This is a genomic window from Streptomyces sp. NPDC060205 (genome assembly GCF_042728395.1).
In the GTDB taxonomy this organism is placed as follows: Bacteria; Actinomycetota; Actinomycetes; order Streptomycetales; family Streptomycetaceae; genus Streptomyces.
Genome location: NZ_JBHWZP010000059.1, coordinates 1 through 25,304, shown reverse-complemented (window position 1 = coordinate 25,304; position 25,304 = coordinate 1). Strand labels below are relative to the sequence as shown.

The 25,304-nt window shown below is 71.9% G+C and carries 17 protein-coding genes; 6 read left to right on the top strand and 11 right to left on the bottom strand.

Annotated features, from left to right (window positions below):
* Positions 1 to 25 precede the first annotated feature (25 nt).
* The 4 genes from ACFWGJ_RS13525 to ACFWGJ_RS13510 form a co-directional block, all read right to left on the bottom strand.
* Positions 26 to 2,242 carry an NHLP family bacteriocin export ABC transporter peptidase/permease/ATPase subunit gene (locus tag ACFWGJ_RS13525; RefSeq protein WP_387323340.1) on the bottom strand — a complete coding sequence of 739 codons (2,217 nt, stop codon included), beginning with the start codon at positions 2,240 to 2,242 and terminating at the stop codon, positions 26 to 28.
* A gap of 47 nt (positions 2,243 to 2,289) precedes the next feature.
* Positions 2,290 to 3,096: an HlyD family efflux transporter periplasmic adaptor subunit gene (locus ACFWGJ_RS13520; RefSeq protein WP_387323324.1), complete on the bottom strand. Its 807-nt coding sequence runs from the start codon at positions 3,094 to 3,096 to the stop codon at positions 2,290 to 2,292.
* Positions 3,097 to 3,246: 150 nt separating this feature from the next.
* Positions 3,247 to 3,462, bottom strand: coding sequence for a type A2 lantipeptide (locus ACFWGJ_RS13515; protein ID WP_107022271.1), 216 nt, complete (start codon positions 3,460 to 3,462; stop codon positions 3,247 to 3,249).
* A 440-nt stretch (positions 3,463 to 3,902) separates the two neighbouring features.
* A complete protein-coding gene (locus ACFWGJ_RS13510; RefSeq protein WP_387323322.1) occupies positions 3,903 to 4,622 on the bottom strand; it encodes a type 1 glutamine amidotransferase domain-containing protein in 720 nt (239 codons plus the stop codon).
* Positions 4,623 to 5,050: 428 nt separating this feature from the next.
* Between ACFWGJ_RS13510 and ACFWGJ_RS13505 the strand changes: the two genes are divergently transcribed.
* A complete protein-coding gene (locus tag ACFWGJ_RS13505) occupies positions 5,051 to 6,418 on the top strand; it encodes a S1 family peptidase (protein WP_387323320.1) in 1,368 nt (455 codons plus the stop codon).
* A gap of 271 nt (positions 6,419 to 6,689) precedes the next feature.
* On the opposite strand, the gene ACFWGJ_RS13500 is transcribed toward ACFWGJ_RS13505, so the two are convergent.
* The gene (locus tag ACFWGJ_RS13500) at positions 6,690 to 8,852 is read right to left on the bottom strand and encodes a SpoIIE family protein phosphatase (protein ID WP_387323318.1); all 2,163 of its coding nucleotides are present in this window, start codon (positions 8,850 to 8,852) and stop codon (positions 6,690 to 6,692) included.
* Positions 8,853 to 9,145: 293 nt separating this feature from the next.
* Here ACFWGJ_RS13500 and ACFWGJ_RS13495 point away from each other — a divergent pair, with 293 nt between their 5' ends.
* Positions 9,146 to 11,614 (top strand): SpoIIE family protein phosphatase, encoded by a 2,469-nt coding sequence (locus ACFWGJ_RS13495; RefSeq protein WP_387323316.1) that lies wholly within the window; start codon positions 9,146 to 9,148, stop codon positions 11,612 to 11,614.
* 18 nt (positions 11,615 to 11,632) lie between these two features.
* The gene (locus ACFWGJ_RS13490; protein WP_387323314.1) at positions 11,633 to 12,142 is read left to right on the top strand and encodes a metallophosphoesterase family protein; all 510 of its coding nucleotides are present in this window, start codon (positions 11,633 to 11,635) and stop codon (positions 12,140 to 12,142) included.
* A 1-nt stretch (position 12,143) separates the two neighbouring features.
* On the opposite strand, the gene ACFWGJ_RS13485 is transcribed toward ACFWGJ_RS13490, so the two are convergent.
* From ACFWGJ_RS13485 to ACFWGJ_RS13460, 6 genes are read right to left on the bottom strand one after another with little or no spacing between them, the layout of a single operon-like run.
* The gene (locus ACFWGJ_RS13485; RefSeq protein WP_387323312.1) at positions 12,144 to 13,244 is read right to left on the bottom strand and encodes an XdhC family protein; all 1,101 of its coding nucleotides are present in this window, start codon (positions 13,242 to 13,244) and stop codon (positions 12,144 to 12,146) included.
* Complete coding sequence (locus ACFWGJ_RS13480) at positions 13,237 to 14,394, bottom strand: VWA domain-containing protein (protein ID WP_387323310.1); 1,158 nt, start codon at positions 14,392 to 14,394, stop codon at positions 13,237 to 13,239. The genes ACFWGJ_RS13485 and ACFWGJ_RS13480 overlap by 8 nt, the downstream gene beginning before the upstream one ends.
* Positions 14,391 to 15,299: an AAA family ATPase gene (locus ACFWGJ_RS13475; RefSeq protein WP_387323338.1), complete on the bottom strand. Its 909-nt coding sequence runs from the start codon at positions 15,297 to 15,299 to the stop codon at positions 14,391 to 14,393. Before ACFWGJ_RS13475 ends, ACFWGJ_RS13480 begins: the two co-directional genes overlap by 4 nt.
* Positions 15,300 to 15,331: 32 nt before the next feature.
* A complete protein-coding gene (locus ACFWGJ_RS13470) occupies positions 15,332 to 16,192 on the bottom strand; it encodes an FAD binding domain-containing protein (RefSeq protein WP_387323308.1) in 861 nt (286 codons plus the stop codon).
* Positions 16,189 to 18,585: a xanthine dehydrogenase family protein molybdopterin-binding subunit gene (locus ACFWGJ_RS13465; protein WP_387323306.1), complete on the bottom strand. Its 2,397-nt coding sequence runs from the start codon at positions 18,583 to 18,585 to the stop codon at positions 16,189 to 16,191. The genes ACFWGJ_RS13470 and ACFWGJ_RS13465 overlap by 4 nt, the downstream gene beginning before the upstream one ends.
* Positions 18,582 to 19,070 (bottom strand): (2Fe-2S)-binding protein, encoded by a 489-nt coding sequence (locus ACFWGJ_RS13460; protein WP_387323304.1) that lies wholly within the window; start codon positions 19,068 to 19,070, stop codon positions 18,582 to 18,584. Before ACFWGJ_RS13460 ends, ACFWGJ_RS13465 begins: the two co-directional genes overlap by 4 nt.
* Positions 19,071 to 19,340: 270 nt before the next feature.
* Between ACFWGJ_RS13460 and ACFWGJ_RS13455 the strand changes: the two genes are divergently transcribed.
* From ACFWGJ_RS13455 to ACFWGJ_RS13445, 3 genes are all read left to right on the top strand, one after another.
* Positions 19,341 to 21,413, top strand: coding sequence for a GTP-binding protein (locus tag ACFWGJ_RS13455; RefSeq protein ID WP_387323302.1), 2,073 nt, complete (start codon positions 19,341 to 19,343; stop codon positions 21,411 to 21,413).
* Positions 21,414 to 21,536: 123 nt separating this feature from the next.
* Positions 21,537 to 23,399 (top strand): endoglycosylceramidase, encoded by a 1,863-nt coding sequence (locus tag ACFWGJ_RS13450; RefSeq protein ID WP_387323301.1) that lies wholly within the window; start codon positions 21,537 to 21,539, stop codon positions 23,397 to 23,399.
* A 200-nt stretch (positions 23,400 to 23,599) separates the two neighbouring features.
* Positions 23,600 to 25,039 (top strand): M6 family metalloprotease domain-containing protein, encoded by a 1,440-nt coding sequence (locus tag ACFWGJ_RS13445; RefSeq protein WP_387323299.1) that lies wholly within the window; start codon positions 23,600 to 23,602, stop codon positions 25,037 to 25,039.
* The last annotated feature ends 265 nt before the right edge of the window (positions 25,040 to 25,304 follow it).

Here is a 25,304-nt window from a genome sequence, read left to right as displayed (position 1 = left end):
GTTCTGCGGGTACGCGGACGTCATCTCATCGCTCCCTGACCAGCTCGGCGTACGCGCCGCCGGCCGCCACCAGGGCGTCGTGACGCCCGCGTTCCACGACCGTGCCGTGCTGGAGCACCACGATCTCGTCGCTGTCGCGCACGGTGCTCAGCCGGTGCGCGATGACCACACAGGCACAGCCGCGCCTGCGCAGGTTGTCCATCACGAGCTGCTCGGTCTCCGCGTCCAGCGCGCTCGTCACCTCGTCGAGCACCAGGATGCTGGGCCTGCGCACCAACGCCCGGGCGATCTCCAGGCGTTGCCGCTGCCCGCCGGAGAAGTTGCGCCCGTCCTGCTCGACCCGGCTCTGGATGCCGCCCGGGCGGCGCATCACCACGTCGTACAGCGCCGCGTCCCGCAGCGCCTCGACCACCGCCTCGTCCGGGACCGACGGGTCCCACAGGGCGATGTTGTCGCGGACCGTGCCCTCGAAGAGGAACACGTCCTGGTCGACGAAGGACACGGAGGACGCGAGCGCGCCGCGCGGGATGTCCTCCAGCCACTGCCCGTCGATCCGGATCACGCCCTCCCACGGCGTGTACAGGCCCGAGATCAGCCTGGACACCGTCGACTTGCCGCTGCCCGAGCCGCCGACCAGCGCCACCTGCCGGCCCGGGCCGACCGTCAGCGAGAACCCGGACAGCAGCGGCTTGTCGAGCGGGCTGTAGCCGAAGGTGATGTTCTCCAGCTCCACATGGCCCTGCAGCCTGCGGGTGCTGTCGTGCGCGCCGCGCCGCGAGTAGAGCGGGTCGGCGGCGAAGTTCTCGACGTCCTTCAGCCGCGCCACGTCGGCCGCGAAGTCCTGGATACGGCCCGCGACCCCGTTGAGGCGGGTGATCGGCGCGGTGAAGCGGGTCACCAGCGCCTGGAACGCGACGAGCAGACCCACGGAGATGTGGCCCTCCACGGCCCGCATGCCGCCGATCCACAGGATCAGAGCGCTGTTGAGCGTCGCCAGCGTCGGCGCGACGACACCCAGCCAGGCGCTCGGCACCCCGAGGCGCTGCTGCTCCTCCAGCGTGGTGGCGTGCTGCCCCGCCCACTTGCGGAAGTAGCCGTCCTCGCCGCCGGTCGCCTTCATCGTCTCGATCAACTGCAGGCCCGTGTACGCCGTGTTGGTCAGCCGCGCGCTGTCGGCCCGCAGCTTCGCCGTGCGTGTCGCCCGCAGCCGGATCACGACCCGCATCGCCACCACGTTGAGCAGGGCCACCCCGACGCCCACCGCCGTGAGCTGCGGATCGTAGGTGTAGAGCAGGACGGCGTACAGGACCACGACGACCGCGTCCACGCCCGCCGCCGCGAGATCGCGGGCCAGTGTCTCGGCCACCGCGTCGTTGGACTGGAGGCGCTGCACGAGGTCGGCCGGGCTGCGCTGGGAGAAGAACGTCACCGGCAGCCGCAGCAGATGCCGCAGGAACTTGGCACTGCTGAGCGTCGAGGAGATCAGCCGGCCACGCAGCAGGTTCGCCTGCTGCAGCCAGGTCAGCACCACGGTCAGCAGCACACTCGCGCCCATGGAGGCGAACAGCACCCCGAGCAGCGAGGTCTGCCCGCCGATCAGGAACATGTCGATGTAGGTGCGGCTGAGCGCGGGCACGGCGGCGCCGACCGCCACCAGCAGCAGGCTGGCCAGCACGGCCGCGGGCATGGTGCCCGAGGTGCCGCGCAGCCGGGCCGGCATCGCGCCCATGACGCCGGGCCTGCGGCCGCCCTTCTCGAAGTCCGGACCCGGCTCCAGGACGAGGACGACGCCCGTGAAACTGGTGTCGAAGTCCTCCATGGAGATGAAACGCCGGCCCTTGGCGGGGTCGTTGATATGCACCCCGCGCCGGCCGAGACGGCGTCCGATCCCGTCGAGGACGACGTAGTGGTTGAACTCCCAGAACAGGATCGCCGGCGCCTGCACCTCGGCGAGCGCCGCCGTGTCCATCTGCATGCCCTTGGCCGTCAGGCCGTAACTGCGGGCCGCCTTCAGCAGGTTGCTGGCCCGCGAGCCGTCGCGCGAGACCCCGCAGGCGATGCGCAGTTCCTCCAGCGGGATGTGCCGCCCGTGGTGGGCGAGGACCATCGCGAGGGAGGCGGCACCGCACTCCACGGCCTCCATCTGCAGGACGGTGGGCGTGCGGACGCGCCTGCCCCGGCCCTTGGGGACCTTGCGCTTGGGCGGCGCCGAGCGGCGGCGGCCCCGTACCGGCGGCGGCAGTTCGGCCGCGGTGGTGTGCGTGGCGGACGAGGTGTCCTGGGGAGCGGTCACGGCAGCAGCCAATCGATCGGGCGCTGGTCGTCCAGGCGGATCGAGCCGGAGGCCATGGCCATGGAGTCGAGCCGGAACGGCGGGCCCTCGGCGGACGACCACTTGTAGCCGGATTTCGTACCGGACGAGGTGTCGAGCCGGACGAGGACGGCGACCGGCCTGCCCTTCTTGGTGAACTGCTCGCCCAACTGGCTGTCGCCGAGGAAGGCGGCGATCTGCTGAGGTGACTGGGCGGCCCGGTCCACCGACTTCACATGGCCGCGCAAGACCCCGTACTCCTGGGTGGGTACGGACTGGACGGTCAGGTCGACGGCGGCGTTCGCGGGGATGGTGGCGGCGTTCTCGGCGGGCACGTACACCGTCGCGTACAGGGGGTCGTCGGCGCCCGCGACCTTCTCCACCGCGGCGACGTTCGTGCCGGTCTGGATGATCGCGCCGATCGTCGCGGCGAGCCCGGAGACCCGGCCGGCGGCGACGCTGCGGACGACCGTCTCGCCCTTGGCCGTACGGACCTTGAGGACGGGGGCGTTCGCCTTGATCCGGCGGCCCTGCTCGGTGAGGACCGCGGTGACCTGCCCGGAGACGGGGCTTTGCAGAAGGTAACTGCCCTGCCCGTGCGTGAGGATGGCGGGCGCGCTCACCGTGGACGCCACGGAGCCCGTCACGGCCCAGACCGACGCGGCCGCCATGACGACGACCGTCACACACAGCACGAGCCAGCCCTGCGGGCGGGCGAAGCGCACCGGCAGGTCCAGCTCCTCCGGCGACTGCAGTTTGGCGAGGGCCTGTTGGCGGAACTGCACGGAATTCTCACCTGCGAGTGACTGATGGCGCGTCCCGAAGGCGAACCGAACCAGATGACAGAAGAACAGAAGAAAGGGGCAGCACCCGTGAGTCCCGGAACCGGGGAATGGTTCCGGGACTCACGGCACGCTAAGCGATCACAGAAGTGATCAGAGACCGGCGACCAGGCCGGTGACCGGGGCGGTGTTCAGGCCGGTCGCACCCTCGACCGTGCCGACGACGGTGTCGACCAGGCCGGAGACGGGGGCGATGCCGTCGACCACACCGGTGACGGTGCTGAGGGCGTTCAGCGCGAGGCCACCCGAGACGTTGTCGAGGTCGGCGTCGGAGATCTCGGCGGTCTGGACCTGGGGGGTGGAGTTCATGATGAACTTCCCTTCCTATTGATATTCACAAGGGGGGAGCGGCCCCCTCTGGGGACAGATGGTCGGCCGCGACCGCGAGCACCCGGATCCCGAAAACGAAATCCGAAGAACGGCCCCCGCGGTGCAATGGATCAAAGCACGGTGCCGCGTCGCTCATCCAATCAACGGACCATGCGAACGGGGCATTTCGGAGCCCGATCGGTTCAACCGTGCAGGCCTGCGCACCGCGTGGTGGCGACTTCTTCACATGGCCCCGGGGGTCATCCACATCTCGGCAACACACGGCGCAACCTGAATCGGGCACACCTCGCCAATGACGCGGCACGCGACGATCCGCTGTGCGGATTCGCCGCGTGCCGTGACTCCACTGCGTATTCGCTGTGCAGATTTGCTGAAGCCAGGATTCCGCTCCGGCCGGTGGGCTTTCCGTCACCACTCGATCACTGAAGGTGATCGCCTGTCGGTCGGTCGAGCTTCTTGAGGAGCTCGGCCGCGAGCGGCGCGGAGGAGGCGGGGTTCTGGCCGGTGACGAGGTTGCGGTCGACGACCACGTACGGGGCCCACGGCGCACCCTCCTGGAAGTCGGCGCCGATCTTCACCAGACGGTCCTGGAGCAGCCACTTGGCCTTCTCCGCGAACCCCGCCTGGGTCTCCTCGATGTTGGTGAAGCCCGTCAGGCGGTAGCCGGCGAAGGCGTTGCCGCCGTCCTCCGTCGTCGCGGCCAGCAGCGCGGCCGGGGCGTGGCAGACCACACCGAGCGGCTTTCCCGACTCCAGGGCGCGGGTGAGCAGGCGCCCCGAGTCGGCGTCGACCGCCAGATCCTCCATGGGGCCGTGGCCGCCCGGGTAGTAGACGGCCGCGTACGCGTCGAGGTCCACGTCCTCCAGACGGATCGGCCGCCGCAGCTCGTCGAACGAGGCGAGGGCGGCGGCGACCTTCTCCGCGCCCTCCTGCCCGCCGTTCAGCTCGGGGGCCAGGCTGCCCTTGTCCACGGTCGGGACGACCCCGCCCGGGGTGGCCACGACGATCTCGTGGCCGGCGGCCCTGAAGGCCTCGTACGGCGCGACGGCCTCCTCCGCCCAGAAACCGGTCGGGTGCTTCGTGCCGTCCGCGAGAGTCCAGAAATCGGCACCGGTCACTACGAAAAGAATCTTCGCCATGTATCGAAGGTAGGCCTATGGGACACAGAGTTCCAATGGGGGACCAATGGGGGACACCGGGGATGCGTCGGGGGTGTCGGATTTCCTGTGACGTCACGGGAATGGGCGCGAATGCACCCGAATGAACCGGCGCGGTCCGAGAGCCGTGCGGCCCTATTCCGGTCACTTACGCGCTTTCGCCTCCGAGGCGCCGATCCGGGGGCGACGCCGTCCGTGCGGGCCGATCCGTATCCGTGGTGGTCAGCGTCATGCGGCCGTCGGTCACCGCCGCCGCGGACCGTGTCTGCGGCGCGGCCGATTCGCGCTTTCGCAAAGGAAGTTGAGCAAGAACGTTGAACGGCCCACGGGCCGCTTGCGTATCAACAGCCATCCAGGCGCCCGCAGTCAGCCGTCATTCGGCGGCTCGGACCCCCAGTCCCCAGGAGGTCATGAAGTTGAGTCACAAGCGGATACCGAAGCGCAAGGCCGTCATCGCCGCAGGAGGCGTGGTCGCGCTCGGCGCGGCAGCCCTCATCCTGCCCAACGCGATGGCGTCCCAGACCGATGCGACGGAAGGTGCCGCCCCCAGAACGCTGAAGGCCGCGGACGCGTCCGACCTCGCCTCTCAACTGGCCGAACTGCTCGGTGAGAGCTATGCCGGCGGGTATTACGACTCCGGCAAGCAGCAGCTCATCATCAACGTCGTGGGCGACAACAACAACATCATCCTGGCGGAGAAGAAGGGCGCGGTGGTCCGTCAGGTCCAGAACAGCACCGCCGCGCTCAAGACGGCGTCCCAGACGCTGAAGGCCGACGCGACCATCCCCGGCACCTCCTGGGCCGTCGACCCCCGGACGAACAAGATCCAGGTCACCGCCGACAGCACCGTCACAGGTGCGAAGTGGGACCAGCTGGAGTCGACCGTCCAGACGCTCGGCGCGGGCGTGGCGACCATCAAGAAGTCCGCCGGTGAGTTCAAGACGTTCGTCGAGGGCGGCGACGCCATCTTCGGCGGCGGCGCGCGCTGCTCGCTCGGGTTCAACGTCGTCGCCGACGACGGCAGCCCGGCCTTCCTGACCGCGGGCCACTGCGGTGTCGCCGCCGCGGAATGGTCGGACGCGCAGGACGGCGCGCCGATCGGTACGGTCGAGACCGCCACGTTCCCCGGCGACGGCGACTTCGCCCTCGTCAAGTACGACGACCCGGCGACCGTGGCGCCCAGCACGGTGAACACCGGCGAACAGACCGTGGAGATCCTGGCCGCGGCGGATGCCACGGTCGGTGAGACGGTCATCCGGATGGGCAGCACCACCGGACTCAACGACGGTCAGGTCACGGGCCTCGACGCCACCGTGAACTATCCGGAGGGCACGGTCACCGGCCTCATCCAGACCGACGTCTGCGCCGAGCCCGGTGACAGCGGTGGCTCGCTGTTCACCGCGGAGGGCAGTGCGATCGGTCTGACCTCGGGTGGCAGCGGTGACTGCACCGTCGGCGGCGAGACCTTCTTCCAGCCGGTGACCACCGCGCTGACCGCCGTGGGCGCGACGCTCGGCGAGGGCGGCGCGGGTGCGGGTGAAGAGGCCGGCGCCGGTGAAGAAGCTGGCGCCGGTGACGAGGCCGGGGCCGGGGCCGGTGAGGAAGCGGGCGCTGGTGAAGAGGCCGGGGCCGGTGAAGAGGCCGGGGCCGGTGAGGAAGCGGGTGCCGGTGAGGAGGCCGGGGCCGGGGGTGACGCGGTCGGCGGTGAGGAGCAGGCCGGTGACGCGGGTGACCAGGCCGGTGACGCTGCGGGATACGGGGCGGGTCACGATCAGTGATCTGACCTCGGGTCAGTAGCGGTGCCGTATGGAGCGGCCCGGTCCTCCGGCGGGAGGATCGGGCCGCTCCGTGTTTGTTGTCGGGTGCGGGTGCGTCGTGGCTGGTCGCGCAGTTCCCCGCGCCCCTGGGGGGTGGGGGGTGCGGAGGGTTGTTGGCTGCCGGACGGTGGGGGCTGGTCGCGCAGTTCCCCGCGCCCCTTAGGGGGTGGGGGCGGGCCAGGTTTTGCAAGTGGCCGTTGCACGTGGCTGAGCGCGCAGTTCCCCGCGCCCCTTACGGGGCTGGGGTTGCTCGGAGTAGGAGGAGGGCTACGTCGTCCTGGCGTTGGGCCGTTGTGCCGCTGTGGTGGACGATGCTGTCGGCCACCTCGTCCAGGGGACGGTCGCCGATCTCGGCGAGGAGTTCCGCGAGGCCCGCCAGCGCGTCCTCGATGTCGACGCCGCGGGATTCGATCAGCCCGTCGGTGTACAGGGCGAGCAGCGAGCCGGGCGGCAGGGCCACATCGGTCGTCGGGTAGACCGCGCCCGCGTCGATGCCCAGCAGCGGACCGCCCGCCAGGTCGAGCACCCGCACCTTGCCGTCCGGCCTCCGAAGGAGCGGCGGCGGATGCCCCGCGCGGGCCATCACCAGCTGCCCGTGCGCCGGATCCAGCCGCAGGTAGACACAGCTCGCGAACAGCTCGGTGCCCAGGTCGATCAGCAGCCGGTTGGTGCTGCTCATGACCTCCCCCGGCGTCTGCCCCACGGTCGTGTAGGCGCGTACGGCGGTACGGATCTGTCCCATCAGGCCCGCCGCGGTGACGTTGTGGCCCTGCACGTCGCCGATCACCGCGGCGGCCTCCGCCGTGACCTCCGCGCCGGTCGGGACCAGGTCGTAGAAGTCCCCGCCGATCTCCATGCCCTGGGTGGCGGGCAGATAGCGGGCGGCCGTCTCGACGCCGGGCAGCGACGGCAGCGAGGGAGGCAGCAGCGCGGCCTGCAGTCCGTGTGCCAGCTTGTGTTTCGCGTCGTACAGGCGGGCCCGGTCGAGCGCCTGCGCGACGAGCCCGCTGAGGCTGGTCAGCACGGCACGCTCGTCGGCCGGGAAGGGATGGGGCGCCGAGTAGGCGAGGACGCAGGTGCCGACCGGCCGTCCGGACGCGATGAGCGGCAGATACGCCCAGGCCGCCATGTCGCCGGCCGGCCGCTGGTCCGGATACAGACGGGCCAGCTCCTGACCGGAGGCGAAGAAGGCCGGCACCCCGCTCACCAGGGCGTGCGTGCCGGGCGAGGGCTCGCTGAGCTGCATCCCGTCGAACCGCTCCAGCTCCCGCGGATCCGGGTAGCCGCGCTGTCCCAGTACGTGCAGTCGGCCCCCCTCCGAGCCGAGCATCACCAGCCCCTGGCTGCCGACGGCGGGGGCGATCTCGTCGGCGACCAGCTGCACCACGTCCTGCACACCCACCGCCTGCGTGAGCGCCCCGGCCAGGCTCAGCACCTGCGAGATGGAGACGAGACGCGTACCGGTCTCCCCGTGCTGGAACGCCGCCGGGCCCTCGCGCGCCACGGCCCGGGCCCGGGTGATGCGCACGCTCAGCCCGTTCGTACTGGGATAGAGGCGGAACGACAGCCAGTCGGAGGGCGGTCGCAGTGCCACGAACGACGTCACCTGCTGGCTGATCAGCGCGGCACGGTAGCGGTCCTCGTAGACCGGGTCGTTCAGCCAGGGCACCGACGCCCACAGCTGCATGCCCAGCAGCGCGCTGACCGGCAGCCCCAGCAGGTCGGCCGACGACGCGTTGGCGAAGGTGATCCGCCCCTGCAGGTCCAGCGCGCACAGCCCGTACGGCAGACGTGCCACCATCCGCGACGCCTCGACCGTGCCGAGCGTCCCCGCCACGCTCGCGATGGGCGCGGGGGAGAGCAGATCGGGCTCGGGCCGGATCGGCCGGCCCGTCTCGTGCGCGCGCTCAAGGCGCATCGCGAGCCGGTCGCAGGCGGCCGTCAGATGGTCCCGCTCCCAGTCCGACAGCTCCGGGGGATGCGCGCCCGGCCAGGTCACGAAGACCGCCCCGTACATGGCCCGGTCGGTCGCCACCGGCAGCGCGGCCAGCGCGAACGGATACGGCAGGACCACCGAGATCCGCGGATAGCGCCGGGCCATGTCCTGCTCGCCGCTCACCCACACGAGCCGCCGGTGGCGTGCGGCCTCCGCCACCGGGATCGGCGCGCTCAGGCCCAGCCGCTCCCAGGGAGCCGCGAACGCCCTGGGCAGCCCGGCCATCACCGCCATCTCCAGCACCGGTTCGCCCGGGGCCAGCAGATACACCGCGCCCGAGTGCGCGTGCACGTCGTCCATGAGCGAGGCCAGGGTGAGGGAGAGCAGCGGCCGGCCGACCGCAGCCGGGGCGGGCCGGGGCGGCTGCCCGGACGCCTGCCAGTGGGACACACCGACCACCTCCCTCGGCCACACGGAGGTGCCCAGGGGTCAAGGCTCCCTCGTGGGAGCGGTTCCCGCACGGCGAGGCCGCCCGGGCGCGCCACCGCGTCCGTGGCGGGCGCCCCCTGTGTCCGCTCCGCGCGCCGTTCTACGCAGCGTGACCCCTGTCGGCGGTATCCCCGGCGGGCCCCGGAAACTCTCCGTGACACCGCCGAAGGGCCCGCAGGAGGGGCCTCACACACGTCCGGCCGACGGGTCACCTCACTTCGTGACGGTCACAGGGGCTGCGCCCGCGTCCCGGAAGCGCTGTAATGACGGACGTGGTCAGTGAGGGCGATGCGGGACGCAGCACGAGAACGCTGCGTGCCGAACTTGCCCTCAAGGCGCTCCGCACGGACCTCGGCTCCCCCGAACGGCTGCGGAGCGTGCTCGAACAGGCACTCGTCTACGGCGGAGCGACCCTCGCCCTCGTGTACGCACCGGGGGACCGTGGTGACCAGCTGTGCCTGATCGAGTCCGCCGGCGTCCCACGGGCCCTGTACGGCGTACGCGACAGCTATCCGCTCTCCGGCGGCTCACCGGCGGCCGTCGCCCACCGGGCCGGGCAGCCCCTGTGGCTCGGCCCAGCGGAACTGGCCGTGCTCCCCGGCGCCCGGCCCACGCCGGTGGGGGACCACTGGCTGGCGGCCCTGCCCCTGCCCCCCGACCCGCGGGGCGGCGGCTGCCTGGTGGCCGTGAGCGAGAGCCCGGGCGGCTTCGACACCGAGGACCGCAAGTGCCTGGAGCTGTTCGCCGAGGCGGTCTCCTTCCCGCCCCCGTCCGACCCCGGCGAGTCCGAGCCGCTGCCCAGCAGCTCGTTCAGCCTGGCCCTGGACTCCGGCCGGGTCGAGGTCGACGACGAGATGCTGGACCTGTTCGGACTCGTGCCCGACGAGTTCGACGGCAAGGTCGAGACGCTGCTGAGCATGACCGTGCCGGAGGACCTGCCCACGCTGATGTCCGTGGTGGAGGCCGACCACACGTCCATCGGCGAGCGCGAGCTGGAGTTCCGAATCCTCCAGCCCTCCGGCGAGCAGCGGTGGCTGAGACTGCGCGCCCGGCTGCTGCCCGCCGCCGAGGGACGCCCGTCCCGGCTGGTGGGCACCGTCGCCGACGCCTCGAAGCTGCGGTCCGGCGGCAACGAGGTGGCCAGGGTGCAGCGCCTCGCCGCCGCCCTCGCCACCGCGGGCACCGTCCACGACGTCGGCCAGGCCGTCGTCACCGCGCTGCGCCGGCCCCTGAACGCCGACCGCATCGCCCTGGCGGAGCTGGAGGGCGACCGCCTCGTCGTCACCGTCCTGGACCCGCCGGAACCGGAGGCCTGGCCCGAGGTGTGGCGCACCGAGTGGCGCTCGGAGTGGCCCGACGCCCCCGTGCGCACCATGCCGACCCTGGAGGCCGCCCTGCGCGAGGGCCGCGCGGCGATCTGGCCCGCCGGGACGCCGCTGGAGGCCGCGCTCGCCGACGTCGGCCCCGGCGGCCTCGCCGTCCTGCCCCTGCCGGCCGGCGGCCGGATGGCCGGGGCCTGCCTCATCGGCTGGGACACCCCGCACGACTTCGGCCCCGACGAACGCGCCCTGCTCACCGCCTCCGCAGGTCTGGCCGGCCAGGCCCTGATGCGCGCCCACGCCTTCGACGCCGAACACGAACTCGTCGGCATGCTCCAGCGCACCCTCCTGCCGCGCAGACTGCCGCCGCTGCCCGGCGCCGAGGCCGTCGCCCGCTATCTGCCCACCACGGCGGGTCTGGAGGTCGGCGGCGACTGGTACGACGTGATCCCGCTGCCCGACAACCACGTGGCCCTCGTCATCGGCGACGTCCAGGGGCACAACGCCCAGGCCGCCACCCTGATGGGCCAGATGCGCACCGCCCTGCGCGCGTACGCCGTCGAGGGCCACCCGCCGGACGTGGTCGTCTCGCACGCCAACCGGCTCCTCATGGGCATGGAGACCGACCTCTTCGCCACCTGCTGCTACGTGGACGTGGACATGGCGGAGGGCACGGCCTGGTGCGTACGGGCCGGGCATCTGCCGCCGGTCCTGCGGCACCCTGACGGCACCACCGCCGTCGTCGTCACGGAGGGCGGTCCGCCGCTCGGGGTCATCACCCAGGCCGACTTCCCGATGAGCCCGCTGCCGCTCCAGCCCGGCACCGTGGTGGCCCTCACCACGGACGGCCTGGTCGAGTCCTCCGAACTGGAGATGGACGACGGCCTGAACCGGCTCGCCGGCCAACTGGGCGCCGCCGACCCCGCCCACCTCGGACTCGTCGCGGACGCCCTCCTCGCGGACGCCAACCGCGGCGACGACGTGGCCCTGCTCCTCATGCGCTACGACGGCCTGGACCTGAGGCCGCTGCGGGAGAGCTGGACGGTGTGGCGCGTCCCCGAAGCGGTCCGCCACGCCCGCCGCTTCACCCGGCGCACCCTGCGCGCGTGGGGTGTCAGGGACGAGCCCGACGCCGTCCTGCTGATCGTCTCCGAACTCGTCACCAACGCCCTCGTGCACACCGACGGCCAGGTCCGCCTGGACCTCACCCTCATCAGCAACCGCATGCGCGTCGCCGTCGCCGACTCCTCACCGCGTTCGCCCATCAAGCCCACGAGCATCGGCTGGGAGGCCACAGGGGGCCGCGGCATACTGCTGGTCGAGGCCCTCTCCGCGACCTGGGGAACGGTCCCGGTCAGCGGCGGCAAACAGGTCTGGGCCGAACTCCCCCTGATCGAGCCCGTCGGCGACTGACCGGAGAGACTTGCTCCCATGCGCCTCCTGCTCATGTCCGACACCCACCTCCCCAAGCGCGCCAGGGAACTCCCCGGGCCACTCCTCGCCGAACTCCCGCGCGCCGACGTCGTCGTCCACGCCGGCGACTGGGTGGACACCGCGACCCTCGACCTCCTCGAAAGCCGCTCGCGGCGGTTCATCGGCGTGTACGGCAACAACGACGGCCCCGACCTCAGGGCCCGCCTCCCCGAGATCGCCCGCGCCGAACTCGACGGCCTGCGCCTCGGTGTCGTCCACGAGACCGGCGCCGCCCAGGGCCGCGAACGCCGGTGCGCGGAACGCTTCCCCGACCTCGACGTGCTGGTCTTCGGGCACAGCCACATCCCCTGGGACACCACGGCCGCCACCGGACTGCGGCTGCTCAACCCGGGCTCGCCCACCGACCGCAGACGCCAGCCGCACTGCACGTACATGACCGCGACCGTGACGGACGGCCGCCTCGACGACGTCGAACTGCACCGCCTGCCACCGCGCGGTCCCGCCTGACCTACTGGCGAGGATGGATCTCCCCGGCCGTCGCCGCCAGCGGCGCGCCGCTGCCGCCCCAGCGCAGCGCGACGATCTCCGCGGCGACGGACACGGCCACCTCCTCGGGTGTACGCGCCCCGAGGTCCAGGCCCACCGGCGAGCGCAGCCGCGCCAGTTCGCTCTCGTCGAGCCCGCCGTCGCGCAGCCGTTTCATCCGGTCGTCGTGCGTCCGCCTGCTGCCCATCGCCCCGATGTACGCGGCCGGGCGGCGCAGCGCCTCCTCCAGAAGCGGCACGTCGAACTTGGGGTCGTGGGTGAGGACGCAGATCACCGTGCGCTCGTCGGTGTCCGTCTTCTGCAGGAAGCGGTGCGGCCACTCGACGACGACCTCGACGCCCTGCGGGAAGCGCTTCGGGGTGGCGAAGACGGGCCGCGCGTCGCACACCGTGACCCGGTAGCCGAGGAACGCGCCGATGCGGGCCACCGCCGCCGCGTAGTCGATCGCCCCGAAGACCAGCATGCGCGGCGGGGGAGCGAAGGAGTGCAGGAAGACCGTCACCGCGTCCTCGCGCCGCTCGCCGTGCGGCCCGTAGTGCCGCCGGCCGGTGGCGCCCAGGGCCAGTTCACCCCGTGCGTCGGCGGTCACGGCCACGTCCAGGCCCGTCGTGCCGAGCGTCCCGGACACCTCGTCCGCCCAGACGGCCAGGGTCGCCCCGCGCTCGGCCGGCCCGTCGATCACCGTCGCCACGGTCACCGGGCGGCTCGCGGCCACCGACTCCGCGACCGCCCCGAAGGACGGATCGAGTGCGGCCGTCACGGGCCGTACGAGGAGGGTGATCTCCCCGCCGCAGGTCAGCCCGACGGCGAACGCGTCCTCGTCGCTGTACCCGAAGGTCTCCAGGCGGGCCTCGCCCGACGCGACGACCTCCTGCGCCAGTTCGTACACCGCGCTCTCGACACAGCCGCCCGACACACTGCCGACGACCTCGTCACCGGGCCCGACGGCCATGGAGGCGCCGGGGTCCCGGGGCGCGCTGCGGCTGACGGCGACGACGGTGGCGAGCCCGAAGGGGGAGCCCTCCGCGTACCACCGGCCGAGCGCCGGGAGGATCTCACGCATGGTCCGCTCCTCTCACCACCGCGGCCAGACGTTCCAGCGCGGCCGGACTGTGGCCCTCGACGAACGCGTCCACGCTCGGCAGCGCCGCCGCCATTCCGGCGGCCAGGGGCGCGTAGCCGGGGCGGGCCTTGCGCGGGTTGGCCCAGATCACCCGGTGCGCGAGCCGGTGCAAGCGTCGCATCTGGGCGGCGAGCGGCTCGGGATCGCCACGCTCCCAGCCGTCCGACAGCACGACGACCACCGCGCCGCGTGCCAGGCCGCGCTGCCCCCACCGGTCGAGGAAGTCCCGCAGCAGCTCACCGAGCCGGGTGCCGCCGCGCCAGTCGGGCACGGCGGCGGCGACCGCGGCCAGCGCCGCGTCGGGGTCCCGGTGCGCCAGCTCACGGGTCACCCGCGTCAGCCGCGTACCGATGGTGAACACCTCCGTGCGCACCCGGCCGCCGTGCGCGGCGGCGTGCGCGAACCGCAGCAGCGCGTCCGCGTACGCCGCCATCGAACCGCTCACGTCCACCAGCAGCAGCACCCGCCGCGGCCGTTCGGCCCGTGCCCTGCGCAGGGGAGGTGCGGGCTCACCGCCCCGCCGCAGCATCTCCCGCACGGTCCGCCGGGGATCGACGGCTCCGCGCCGGGCCGGCCGCAGCCGCGCGCTGCGCCGGGGTTCCCCGCGCAGCGTGAACGCGGCCAGCAGGCGCCGCAGTTGACCCCGTTCCGCTTCGGTGAGCCCCGCGAAGTCCCGGTGCCGCAGCACCTCGGCCGAGCCGGCGAGCACCGCCGCGGGTACGCCGTCCCGCTCACCCTCACGGCCGCTCCGGGGCGCGGGCCCGGCATCCCGTACGGCCACCCTCAGCCGCGGGGCGGGAGCGGTGCGCACCGCCCTGCCTCCGGGCCCCGTGCCTCCGAAGTAGGCCGCGAACACCCGGTCGTACCGCTCCAGATCGTCCTGGCTCCCGCACAGGGTGAGCCGCCCGGACCAGTACACGTCGGAGCGCACCCCGGGCCGCAGCACATCGAGCGCCCCGAGGAGTGCCTGTACGCGATCGGGTCCCGCGTCGACCCCGGCGGCCCGCAGGGCACGGGCGAAGCCGACCAGCACGGCGGGCGCGTCGACCGCCTCGCGCGCGCTCGTGTCCCGCTCCATGTCCCGACTCATGCTCCGCGCACCGCGAGCAGCGCCGTCAGGTCGAGCCCGCGGGCCCGTTCCAGGTCCTCCCGGTACTTCAGCACCGAGCCCAGCGTGGCCACCGCCAGCTCCGCGTCGGCCTCCGTGGCGCCCAGCGCGGCCATCGCCTCCGCCCAGTCGATGGTCTCCGCGACCCCCGGGGGCTTGAGCAGCTCCTGCGTCCGCAGGGCCTGTACGAGAGCGGTCACCTGCTCGGCGAGCCGCGCCGACGCGCCCGGCACCCGCCGCCGCACGATGGCGAGTTCGCGGGCGAAGCCGGGGTGGTCGAACCAGTGGTAGAGGCAGCGCCGCTTCAGCGCGTCGTGCACCTCACGGGTGCGGTTGGAGGTGAGCACCACGACCGGCGGCGACTGCGCGCGCAGCGTGCCCAGTTCCGGGACGGTCACCGTGTACTCGGACAGCAGCTCCAGCAGGAAGGCCTCGAACTCGTCGTCGGCGCGGTCGATCTCGTCGACGAGCAGCACGCACGACCGGGTCTCCAGGGCCCGCAGCAGCGGCCGGGCGATCAGGAACCGCCGACCGTACAGCTCGTCCTCCAGCCGGTCCGCGTCGGTGAGCCCGGCCGCCTCCGCCGCCCGCAGATGCAGCAGCTGGCGGGGGAAGTCCCAGTCGTACAGCGCCTGGGAGGCGTCGATGCCCTCGTAGCACTGCAGGCGGATCAGTGGGGCGTCCAGGGCGGTGGCGAGGGCCGACGCGAGCGCGGTCTTCCCCACGCCCGCGTCTCCCTCGCAGAAGATCGGCCGCCGCAGCCTGAGCGCCAGGAAACAGGCGACCGCCAGCCCGTCGTCGACGAGATACCCGCTCTGTTCGAGCCGGATGCGTACGTCGTCGGGCCCGGCGGGCCAATCGGGACTGCCCCCGCCCCCGTCCCCGATCCCGCTCGCCTGCTCTTCGCGTGCGATCGGCCTCACCCCATCCCTGCGGCGGCCAGCACCGAGCGCCGGGTGAGCACCCGTGCCAGCTGCGCCCGGTACTCGGAGGAGGCCGCGGGGTCGGAGGCAGGCCGTGTCCCCTCGGCGGCGGACTGCGCGGCCCGTGCCACCCCGTCAGGCCCCACGCCGGCCAGCGCCTCCTCGGCGGCGGTGGCCCGGAGGGGAGTGGACCCCATGTTGGTGAGGCCGATCCGGGCCTCCGCGATGTGGCCGTCCTCGCGACGCACGAGCGCGGCCACCCCGACCATGGCCCAGGCCTGTGCCACCCGGCTGAACTTCTCGTAGTGGAAGCCCCAGCCGCCGTGACTGCCGGTCTTCGGGATCCGCACCTCCACCAGCAACTCGTCGGGCCGCAGGGCGGTCTGGAGGAAGTCGACGAAGAACTCCCGCGCCGGAATGATCCGTTGACCGTCCGGCCCCGTCGCGACCAGTTCCGCGTCCAGGGCGAGTGCCACCGCGGGCAGGTCGCCGCCGGGATCGGCGTGGGCGAGTGAGCCGCCGAGGGTGCCCCGATGGCGTATGGCCGGGTCGGCGACCGTGGCCGCCGCGGCGGCAAGGAGGCCCGCGTGACGGCGTACCAGCGGGTCGGCGATGACGTCGTGGTGGGTGGTCAGCGCGCCGATGACCAGCGCGTCGCCCTCCTCGCGGACCCCGCGCAGGCCGGGGATCCGGCCCACGTCGACGACCAGTTCGGGGAAGGCGAGCCGCATCCTCAGCAGCGGCAGCAGACTCTGCCCGCCGGCCAGCACCTTCGCGTCCTCGCCCCGTTCGGCGAGCGTACGGACGGCGTCCTCGACGCTCGTGGGCCGGGTGTATTCGAATGCCGGAGGAATCATGACCGCGTCGCCCCTTCCCAGCCGGACCGGTCCGCCTGCGCGGACTGCAGGGCCTCCCAGACGCGCCCCGGTGAGCAGGGCATCCGCACGTCGTGGACGCCCAGGGGCCGCAGCGCGTCGACGATCGCGTTGACGACGGCCGGGGTGGAGGCGATCGTCCCGGCTTCGCCCACTCCCTTGACGCCCAGGGGGTTCGAGGTGGCGGGTGTCTCCGTGCGGTCGGTCGTGAACTCCGGCAGGTCCGGTGCGCCGGGCACCAGGTAGTCGGCCATGGTGCCCGACACGAGGTTGCCCTCGTCGTCGTACACGGCCTCCTCGTAGAGCGCCTGCGCGATGCCCTGGGCCAGGCCGCCGTGCACCTGGCCCTCGACGATCACCGGGTTGACCACCTTGCCGACGTCGTCCACGCAGACGTACGAACGGATCGAGGTCCGGCCCGTCTCCGTGTCGATCTCGACCGCGCACAGGTGGGTGCCGTGCGGGTAGGAGAAGTTCTCCGGGTCGAGCAGGTGCTCGGCGTTGATGGTCGGCTCCATGCCGTCGGGCAGGTCGTGCGAGGAGAACGCCTCGAAGGCGACCTCCTGGATCGTCCTGCGCTCCTCGGGCGACCCCTTCACGGAGAACACGCCGTGCGCGAAGTCCAGGTCGCGCTCGTCGGCTTCCAGCAGATGCGCGGCCACCTTCCGCGCCTTGTCGACCACTTTCTCCGCCGCGTGATGCACGGCGGCGCCTCCGACGACCAGCGACCGCGACCCGTAGGTGTCCATGCCCTGCGGCGCCGACCTGGTGTCGCCGTGCACGACCTCCACGTCCTCGAAGGGCACCCCGAGCGCGTCGGCGGCGATCTGGCTCCAGCAGGTCTCGTGGCCCTGTCCGTGCGGACTGGTCCCGGTGACCACCTCGACCTTGCCCGTGGGCAGCATCCGGATGCTCGCCGCCTCCCAGCCACCGGCCGCGTACCGCAGGTCCCGCAGCACCCGGCTCGGCGCGAGCCCGCACATCTCGGTGTACGTCGACACACCGATCCCGAGCCGCACCGAGTCGCCGCTCTCGTTGCGCTTGGCCTGCTCGGCCCGCAGCTCGTCGTACCCGAAGAGCGCGAGCGCCTTGTCGGTGGCGGCCTCGTAGTTGCCGCTGTCGTAGGTCAGTCCGGCGATCGACGTGTACGGGAACTCCTCGTGCCCGATCCAGTTCCGGCGCCGCAACTCCACCGGATCCAGGCCCACTTCGACGGCCAGCTCGTCCATGATCCGCTCGATGGCGTACGTGGCCTCCGGGCGCCCGGCACCCCGGTACGCGTCCGTGGGCGTCCGGGTCGTGAAGACTCCGGTGCAGGTGAACCGGTACGCGTCCATCTTGTAGATCGCCGGATACATGAAGGCGCCGAGGATCGGGATGCCCGGCGTGACGAGCATCAGATACGCGCCCATGTCGGCGAGCAGGTCCACCTTCAGGCCGAGCAGCCTGCCCTCGCCGGTCGCGGCGACCTCGATGTCCTGGATCTGCCCGCGGCCGTGGTGGGTGGCGAGGAAGCCCTCGGAGCGGGACTCGGTCCATTTCACCGGGCGGCCCAGGCGCCGGGCGAGGTCGAGGGCGATGACCTCTTCCCCGTAGACCTGCAGTTTCGAGCCGAAGCCGCCGCCGACGTCCGGGGCGACCACGCGCAGTTTGTGCTCGGGGACGCCGGTGACCATGGCGAGCATCACGCGCAGGACGTGCGGGATCTGGGTCGCCGAGTACACGGTGTACTCGCCGGACGCGGCGAGCGGGGTGACGACGACCGACCGCGGCTCCATGGCGTTGGGGATGAGCCGCTGCTGGTGGTAGCGGCGGTGCAGGACGACGTCGGCGCGCTCCCTGACCGCCTCGTAGCTCTCGCCCGTGGCCAGCGGCCAGACGTAGCAGCGGTTGGTCCCCTTGTCCGCGTGGACCAGCGAGGCGTCGTCCGCGAGCGCGGCCTCCAGGTCGAGCACCGGGGGCAGCGGCTCGTAGTCGACCTCGATCGCCTCCAGCGCGTCGGCGGCCGTGTAGCGGTCGCGCGCCACGACGACCGCCACCGGGTCGCCCGCGTACCTGACCTCGTCCACGGCCACGGCCGGATGGTCGGGCAGGACGATGTCCTCGGTCACCGGCCACGCGCACGGCAGCGAGGCCAGGTGCTCGGCCAGGTCACGCCCGGTGAACGCGGCGACGACGCCCGGCCGTTCGAGGGCGGGGGAGACATCGATCCGCTCGATGCGGGCGTGGGCCATCGGGCTGCGCAGGATCGCCAGGTGCAGCAGGCCGGTGACACCGATGTTGTCGGTCCAGCTGGTCTGTCCGGTGACGAGCCGCGCGTCCTCCTTGCGGGGGCGGGACCGCCCGACCTCGCGCTCGCCGGTCCGCTCGCTCATGGGGCCACCTCCTGGGCCGCGGGCTCGGTGGCGCCGGCGGCGTCGAGGACCGCGCGCACGATGTTCTGGTAGCCGGTGCAGCGGCAGAGGTTGCCCTCCAGGGCGTGGCGCACGTCGTCGGCGCTCGGCGCCGGGTTCTCCCTGAGGAGGTCGCGCGCGGCCATGATCATGCCGGGGGTGCAGTAGCCGCACTGCAGGGCGTGCCGCTCGTGGAACGCCTTCTGGAGGGGATGCCACTCCCCGTTCACCGCCAGCCCCTGGACGGTGGTCACTTCGCTCCCGTCAGCCTGGACCGCGAGCACCGAGCAGCTCTTCGCGCTCACTCCGTCCAGGTCGACCGTGCAGGCCCCGCAGTTGGAGGTGTCGCAACCGACGGGGGTGCCGGTCAGGCCCAGCCGGTCACGCAGGTAGTGGACCAGCAGAAGACGGGGTTCGACCTCGTCCTCGTACGTCGTGCCGTCCACCGTCACCGAGATTCGGGTCATGTGCCCTCCCAGGGAACCGTGCGAGGGTGCGTGGGAAATCAGCCACCGGACGTGATGGGCGTCACTCTAGAACCGCGTCCCGGGAGGGGCGAGTGTCTGGGCAGGCCTTTGTTGAGCGTTAATCCGTTGCTGTGGGACGCCGCCGCCTGCTGCACTACGGAGGATCACCCACAGGCACTCACGTCGTCCGGGACCGAGGAGCAGCAATGCGCGCATCGTTCATGTCCGCCCAGGAAGGAATCCCCCTCATCACAAAGGACATGACACGCGGTGCACGTACTGAACCTGGGCATTCTGGCCCACGTGGACGCCGGTAAGACCAGCCTGACCGAGCGGCTGCTGCACACCGTCGGGGTCATCGACGAGATCGGCAGCGTCGACGACGGCAGCACCCGGACCGACTCGCTCGCACTGGAACGACAGCGCGGCATCACCATCAAGTCCGCCGTCGTCTCCTTCGAGATCGGCGACGTCACGGTCGACCTCATCGACACCCCCGGCCACCCGGACTTCATCGCCGAGGTCGAGCGGGTGCTGGGCGTGCTGGACGGCGCGGTGCTCGTGATCTCCGCCGTCGAGGGCGTCCAGGCGCAGACGCGCATCCTGATGCGGACGCTGCGACGGCTGCGCATCCCGACCCTGATCTTCGTGAACAAGATCGACCGTCGCGGCGCCGACACGGACCGCGTGCTGCGGAGCGTCGCCGAACGGCTCACCCCGGCGATCGTGCCGATGGGCCTGGTCGACGGCCTCGGCACGCGCGAGGCCCGGGCGGTCCCGTACGCGGGCACCGGCGCGGGTACGGCCGCCATGCTCGACGTCCTGACGGCGCACGACGACGAACTCCTCGCCTCGTACGTCGAGGACGACACGGTTCCGTACCGGCGGCTTCGCGCGGTGCTTGCCGAACAGACCCGGCGGACGCGGGTCCATCCGGTCTTCTTCGGCTCCGCCATGACGGGCGCGGGCGTGGACGCCCTGATCTCCGGCATCAGGGAACTGCTGCCGGCCGCCGGGGGCCGGGCCGACGGTCCGGTGTCCGGAACGGTCTTCAAGGTCGAGCGGGGGCCGGCGGGGGAGAAGATCGCGTATGTGCGCATGTTCTCGGGGACCGTACGCACGCGGGACCTGCTGACGTTCGACGACGGCAGCAGGGACGGTGCTGACCACGACGGGCTCCGCCGACAGGGCAAGGTCACCGCGATCGACGTCTTCGAGCGAGGCTCGGCCCGGCGGCAGACGTCCGTGACGGCCGGGCGGATCGGCACGCTCCGCGGCCTCGCCGACGTAAGGATCGGCGACACCATCGGCGTACCGGACGGACAGCCGGGTGACGTGGAGAAGTTGACCGGGCCCTCAGGGGCCGTGGCACCGGTGGCGCGGCGCCATTTCTCCGCGCCCACGCTCGAAACGGTCGTCGTACCGGGACGGCCCGCCGACAAGGGCGCCCTGCACACCGCCCTGACCCAACTCGCCGAGCAGGACCCGCTGATCGACCTGCGGCACGACGAGACACGGCAGGAGATCTCCGTGTCCCTCTACGGCGAGGTGCAGAAGGAGGTCGTCCAGGCCACCCTGGCCGACGAGTTCGGCATCGACGTCGGCTTCCGCGAGACGACGACGATCTGCGTCGAGCGGCCCGTGGGCAGCGGGCAGGCGGTCGAGTTCAACGGGAAGGACGCCAATCCGTTCCTCGCCACGGTCGGACTGCGCGTCGATCCGGCTCCGGTCGGCTCCGGCGTGGAGTTCCGGCTGGAGGTCGAGCTCGGCGGTATGCCGTACGCCTTCTTCAAGGCCGTCGAGGACACCGTGAAGGCGGCCCTTGGCCAGGGGCTCCACGGCTGGCAGGTCACCGACTGCACGGTCACGATGACGCACTCCGGCTACTCGCCCCGGCAGAGTCACGCGCACCAGGGTTTCGACAAGAGCATGTCGAGCACGGGCGCGGACTTCCGAGGCCTCACCCCGCTCGTCCTCATGGACGCCCTGCGCCGGGCCGGCACGCAGGTGTACGAACCGATGCACCGCATCCGTCTGGAAGCCCCCGCGGACACGCTGGGCGCGCTCCTTCCGGTCCTCGCCGGGCTGCGGGCCGTACCGCAGACGACGGAGACGAGGGGCAGGTCGTGCGTACTGGAGTGGGCGATCCCCGCGGCGCGGGTGCATGAACTGGAGCAGCGCCTGCCGGGGCTGACCCGTGGTGAGGGGGAACTGGAGGCCGCTTTCGACCACTACGCGCCGGCCGGCCGCGGCTCGGGCGCCTGTGTTCCGGAGCGGCCGCGGACCGATCACAACCCGCTCAACCGCAAGGAGTACCTGCTGAACACGACGCGCCGGGTCTGAAGCCGACCTGGCGGCAGCGCCCGATCCGCCGCCGGGTCTCCGCAACGTCCTTTCGTCAAAGGTGACTTACTCTCAGGTCAGGAGACTTGACGGGCTGAAGTTGCGCACGGGACTGTTGTGTACATGTCGAAGTTGCGTGTGCATCTGCTCGGCGTCCTCGTCCTCCTGACCGGTCTCCTGTCGACCGCGGGAGCCCAGTCCGCCGCCGCCCTCCCCGACGACCTGTGGTTCGACCCGGCCGCCGCCGCGACCCTCACGGTCCAGAGCGGCCGCTTCACCGACGGGCTCGGCCGCGAGGTCGTGCTGCGCGGCTACAACGTCTCGGGCGAGACGAAGCTGGCGGAGAACAACGGCCTGCCGTTCGCCTCGGTCGCCGACGCCAGGAAGTCCGCGACCGCGCTGCGCGCACTCGGCGGCGGCAACTCGGTGCGCTTCCTGCTCTCCTGGGCGTACGCCGAACCGGTCCGCGGCCAGGTCGACACCGCGTACCTGGCCGCGGCCACCGCCCAGATGGGCGCCTTCCTGGACGCCGGAATCAAGATCTACCCCGACTTCCACCAGGACCTCTACTCGCGCCACCTCTTCGACCCCGACAGCTGGTACACGGGCGACGGCGCCCCCAAGTGGGCCGTCGACGCCGGTGACTACCCCGACGAGTACTGCGGCATCTGCCCCTTCTGGGGCCAGAACATCACCTCGAACGCGGCCGTCACCGAAGCGTCGTACGACTTCTGGCACAACGCGTACGGCCTCCAGGACGCCTTCCTCACCACCGCGCAGACCACCATGACGTACGTCCGACAGCACCTGACCGCAGCCCAGTTCGCCGGGGTCGTCGGCTTCGACCCGTACAACGAGCCGCACGCCGGCGTCTACGACTCGGGCCAGACGAGCCGGGCCTGGGAGAAGGACGTGCTCTGGCCGTTCCACGTGAAGTTCCGGGCGCGGATGGACGCGGCGGGCTGGCAGGACAAGCCCGCCTTCGTGGAGCCGAACCTCTTCTGGAACGCCAACATCGACTTCCAGAAGCAGGAGGGCGGCCTCCTCGACTCGGGCACGCTCGGTCCGCGCTATGTCTTCAACACCCACTTCTACGACCAGAAGGCGATCTCGGGCGTCTTCATGTGGGGCAAGGCGGAGAACGGGCAGTACGCGGGCGACTTCGGCACCGTGCGCGACCGGGCCGCCGCGACCGGCACGACGGCCGTCGTCAGCGAGTTCGGCCACCCTCTCTCCGGTACCGTCTCCGACAAGGCGCCCACCGTCCTCAAAGCGATGTACCAGGCCCTCGACTCCCGTGTGAAGGGCGGCAGTTGGTGGACCAGCCCCAGCCAGTCGGGTCCCGTCCTGTCCGGCTCGCAGTGGCAGTGGGACATCTACAACGGCCGGCACCGCGAGCTGATGAACGGCAACCCCGACAAGGTGCTCACCACCGGTGACGCCTGGAACGACGAGGACCTCTCCGCCGTACGCCTCGACGACTCCGGAACGGCCGTGCTGCGCCAGGACGCCAGACTCCTCGACCGGATCTACCCGAGCGCGACCGCGGGGAGGACGGTCGCCTTCACCTACGAGGACCGCTCGCGCGACGGCTCCACCACCCTCACCTGGAACCCCGTCCCCAGCTCCCTGCCGCGCGTGGCCGAACTGGTCGGCTCCGGCCAGTACGCGCTCCAGGTGTGGCGCTCGGACGGCAGCGCCGAGCCCACCGAACTGCACCTCCCCGCGTCCTTCCCGACCGCCTCCACGACGGTCGTCTCCGACCTCGGAGTGACGGCCTCGCCGCCCGCCTACACCAGGACCACCCCGATCGCTGCCGCGCGCGAACCGGGCGGCACGGGCAGCCGCCGTCTCCTGCTGACCGCCGCCGACTCGGGCGTCCTGCACTACGCCCTGGTCACCAACGGCGCGACAGCCCCGTCCACGACACTGCTGAACGCCGCGCGCACCGAACTGGCGAACTGGGCGGCGACGACGGTGGGCTGACGGCCGGCCGGGGAGGGGCGATGTTCCTCAGGGCCAGGACGGTGGAGTTCCGCTTAGGGACCCAACGGCGCTGCGGCGGGGCGGCGTTGACAGCTGGGGCACCCCCGGATATGAGAGGGCTTAAGGCCCCATCAGGGCCGGTTTTCTCTGGATCCTCCGTATCCGGCAAAGAGGGGTTCGTCCCCTGAAGGGGGTGCCTGATGCGTCATACGCTCAGCCCTGTACGGCCAGCCCACGACTGCGCCGCCGCCTGCCCCGTACCGCTGTCGCCGCAGGCCCTGGCCCAGCTGTACGCCCGTTATCTCGAACTGACCAAAGAACGCCGCCTGCCCAGGAACACGACCTTCGAGGAGTACTACGCCATATGGCGCGCGGGCCGACGGGGCGAGAACCTCGTCGGTCTCGACGACGGGTCGATCGACCCGGGCCCCAGCACCGACAAGCAGCTGATCACCCGCCCCGCGTCCCAACTGCGGGGCACGGTAAGGACGTTGGTTCTGCTCGTCGACTTCCCCGACCAGCCGCACGAGGCCGACCACGGCCCCGGCCACTACGACAGCATGCTGTTCGGCCTGGACGAGTTCCCGAGCGGCAGCATGCGCTCCTTCTACCGCCAGGTCAGCGGCTTCGACACCTCGCCCAGCACTGGCATCGACATCCAGGGCGCGGTGCACGGCTGGTTCCGGATGCCACAGCCGCTGTCGTTCTACGCAGACGGCAACTCGGGCATGAACGCCAACTTCCCGCGCAACACGCAGGGGTTGGCGCGGGACGCCGTACTCGCGGCCCGTGCGGCCGGAGTCGACTTCTCCTCCTTCGACGCGCTCAACGAGGGTGTCGTCACCGCCCTGTTCATCATCCACGCCGGACGCGGCGCCGAGCAGACGACCCAGCGCGGCGACCTGTGGAGCCTCAAGTGGACGATCCCCGACGGGGTCGAGGTCGCGCCCGGCCTGTCGGTCCGTACGTTCCTGACCGTGCCCGAGGACTGCGCCGTCGGAGTCTGCGCCCACGAGTGGGGGCACCTCGCGGCGCGCTGGGCCGACTACTACGACACCGGACAGCAGCAGCTGACCCGGTCTGCCGGCCTCGGCAACTACTGCCTCATGGCGGGCGGGTCCTGGGGCAACGGCGGACTGACCCCGGTGTTCCCGACGGCCATGCTGCGGATGTTCCACGGCTGGATCGAACCGCAGGTGGTCAACAAGACCACCCGTGACATCAGGCTGCGGCCCGCCGCGGAGGACGGGAGCGCGGTGTTCGTCCAGAACCCCGAGACGATGTCCGACAGCCAGTACATCCTCGTCGAGTACCGGCGTCGGCGGGGGCAGGACGCGTTCCTGCCCGACGAGGGGATCGCCGTGTACGTCGTCGACGAGGCGATCGACAACGTCAACGACGAGCAGAACCTCGCCATCGAACTCCTCCAGGCCGACGGCCGGGGCGACCTCTCCCGGATGTTCGGCCGGGGCAACCGGGGGGACAGCGACGACCTGTACCCGTTCGGGGACAGGAACACGGTCGGCGAGAAGACGGAGCCTCCGCTCAATCTGCCTGACGGCAAGTGGACGGGGGTCACCGTGGAGTCGGTGGGCACGCCCGGAGCCGACGAGATGACGATCCACATCACGGTGACCTGACCGGCGGGGACCGCCCGTGCGCGTCTTCGGGTGCGGCCCGGTGGGGGCTGGTCGCGCAGTTCCCCGCGCGTCCGAAGGGTGGGCCCGGGGGATCTTGGGTGCGTTGTCGGGTGCGGCTCCGGTGGGGGCTGGTCGCGCAGTTCCCCGCGCCCCTGAGGGGGTGGGTGCCCCCCTGGGTTGTCGGGTGCGGCCCGGTGGGGGCCGTTCGCGCAGTTCCCCGCGCCCCTGAAGGGGCGCCCCTGCTGGGGGCGGTTCCGCATTCAGG

Bases quoted from the DNA above. Each gene is read 5' to 3' on its own strand.
- ACFWGJ_RS13515 (WP_107022271.1), bottom strand. From the start codon at position 3,462: ATGAACTCCACCCCCCAGGTCCAGACCGCCGAGATCTCCGACGCCGAC.
- ACFWGJ_RS13510 (WP_387323322.1), bottom strand. From the start codon at position 4,622: ATGGCGAAGATTCTTTTCGTAGTGACCGGTGCCGATTTCTGGACTCTC.
- ACFWGJ_RS13505 (WP_387323320.1), top strand. From the start codon at position 5,051: ATGAAGTTGAGTCACAAGCGGATACCGAAGCGCAAGGCCGTCATCGCC.
- ACFWGJ_RS13495 (WP_387323316.1), top strand. From the start codon at position 9,146: ATGACGGACGTGGTCAGTGAGGGCGATGCGGGACGCAGCACGAGAACG.
- ACFWGJ_RS13490 (WP_387323314.1), top strand. From the start codon at position 11,633: ATGCGCCTCCTGCTCATGTCCGACACCCACCTCCCCAAGCGCGCCAGG.
- ACFWGJ_RS13485 (WP_387323312.1), bottom strand. From the start codon at position 13,244: ATGCGTGAGATCCTCCCGGCGCTCGGCCGGTGGTACGCGGAGGGCTCC.
- ACFWGJ_RS13480 (WP_387323310.1), bottom strand. From the start codon at position 14,394: ATGAGTCGGGACATGGAGCGGGACACGAGCGCGCGCGAGGCGGTCGAC.
- ACFWGJ_RS13470 (WP_387323308.1), bottom strand. From the start codon at position 16,192: ATGATTCCTCCGGCATTCGAATACACCCGGCCCACGAGCGTCGAGGAC.
- ACFWGJ_RS13465 (WP_387323306.1), bottom strand. From the start codon at position 18,585: ATGAGCGAGCGGACCGGCGAGCGCGAGGTCGGGCGGTCCCGCCCCCGC.
- ACFWGJ_RS13460 (WP_387323304.1), bottom strand. From the start codon at position 19,070: ATGACCCGAATCTCGGTGACGGTGGACGGCACGACGTACGAGGACGAG.
- ACFWGJ_RS13450 (WP_387323301.1), top strand. From the start codon at position 21,537: ATGTCGAAGTTGCGTGTGCATCTGCTCGGCGTCCTCGTCCTCCTGACC.
- ACFWGJ_RS13445 (WP_387323299.1), top strand. From the start codon at position 23,600: ATGCGTCATACGCTCAGCCCTGTACGGCCAGCCCACGACTGCGCCGCC.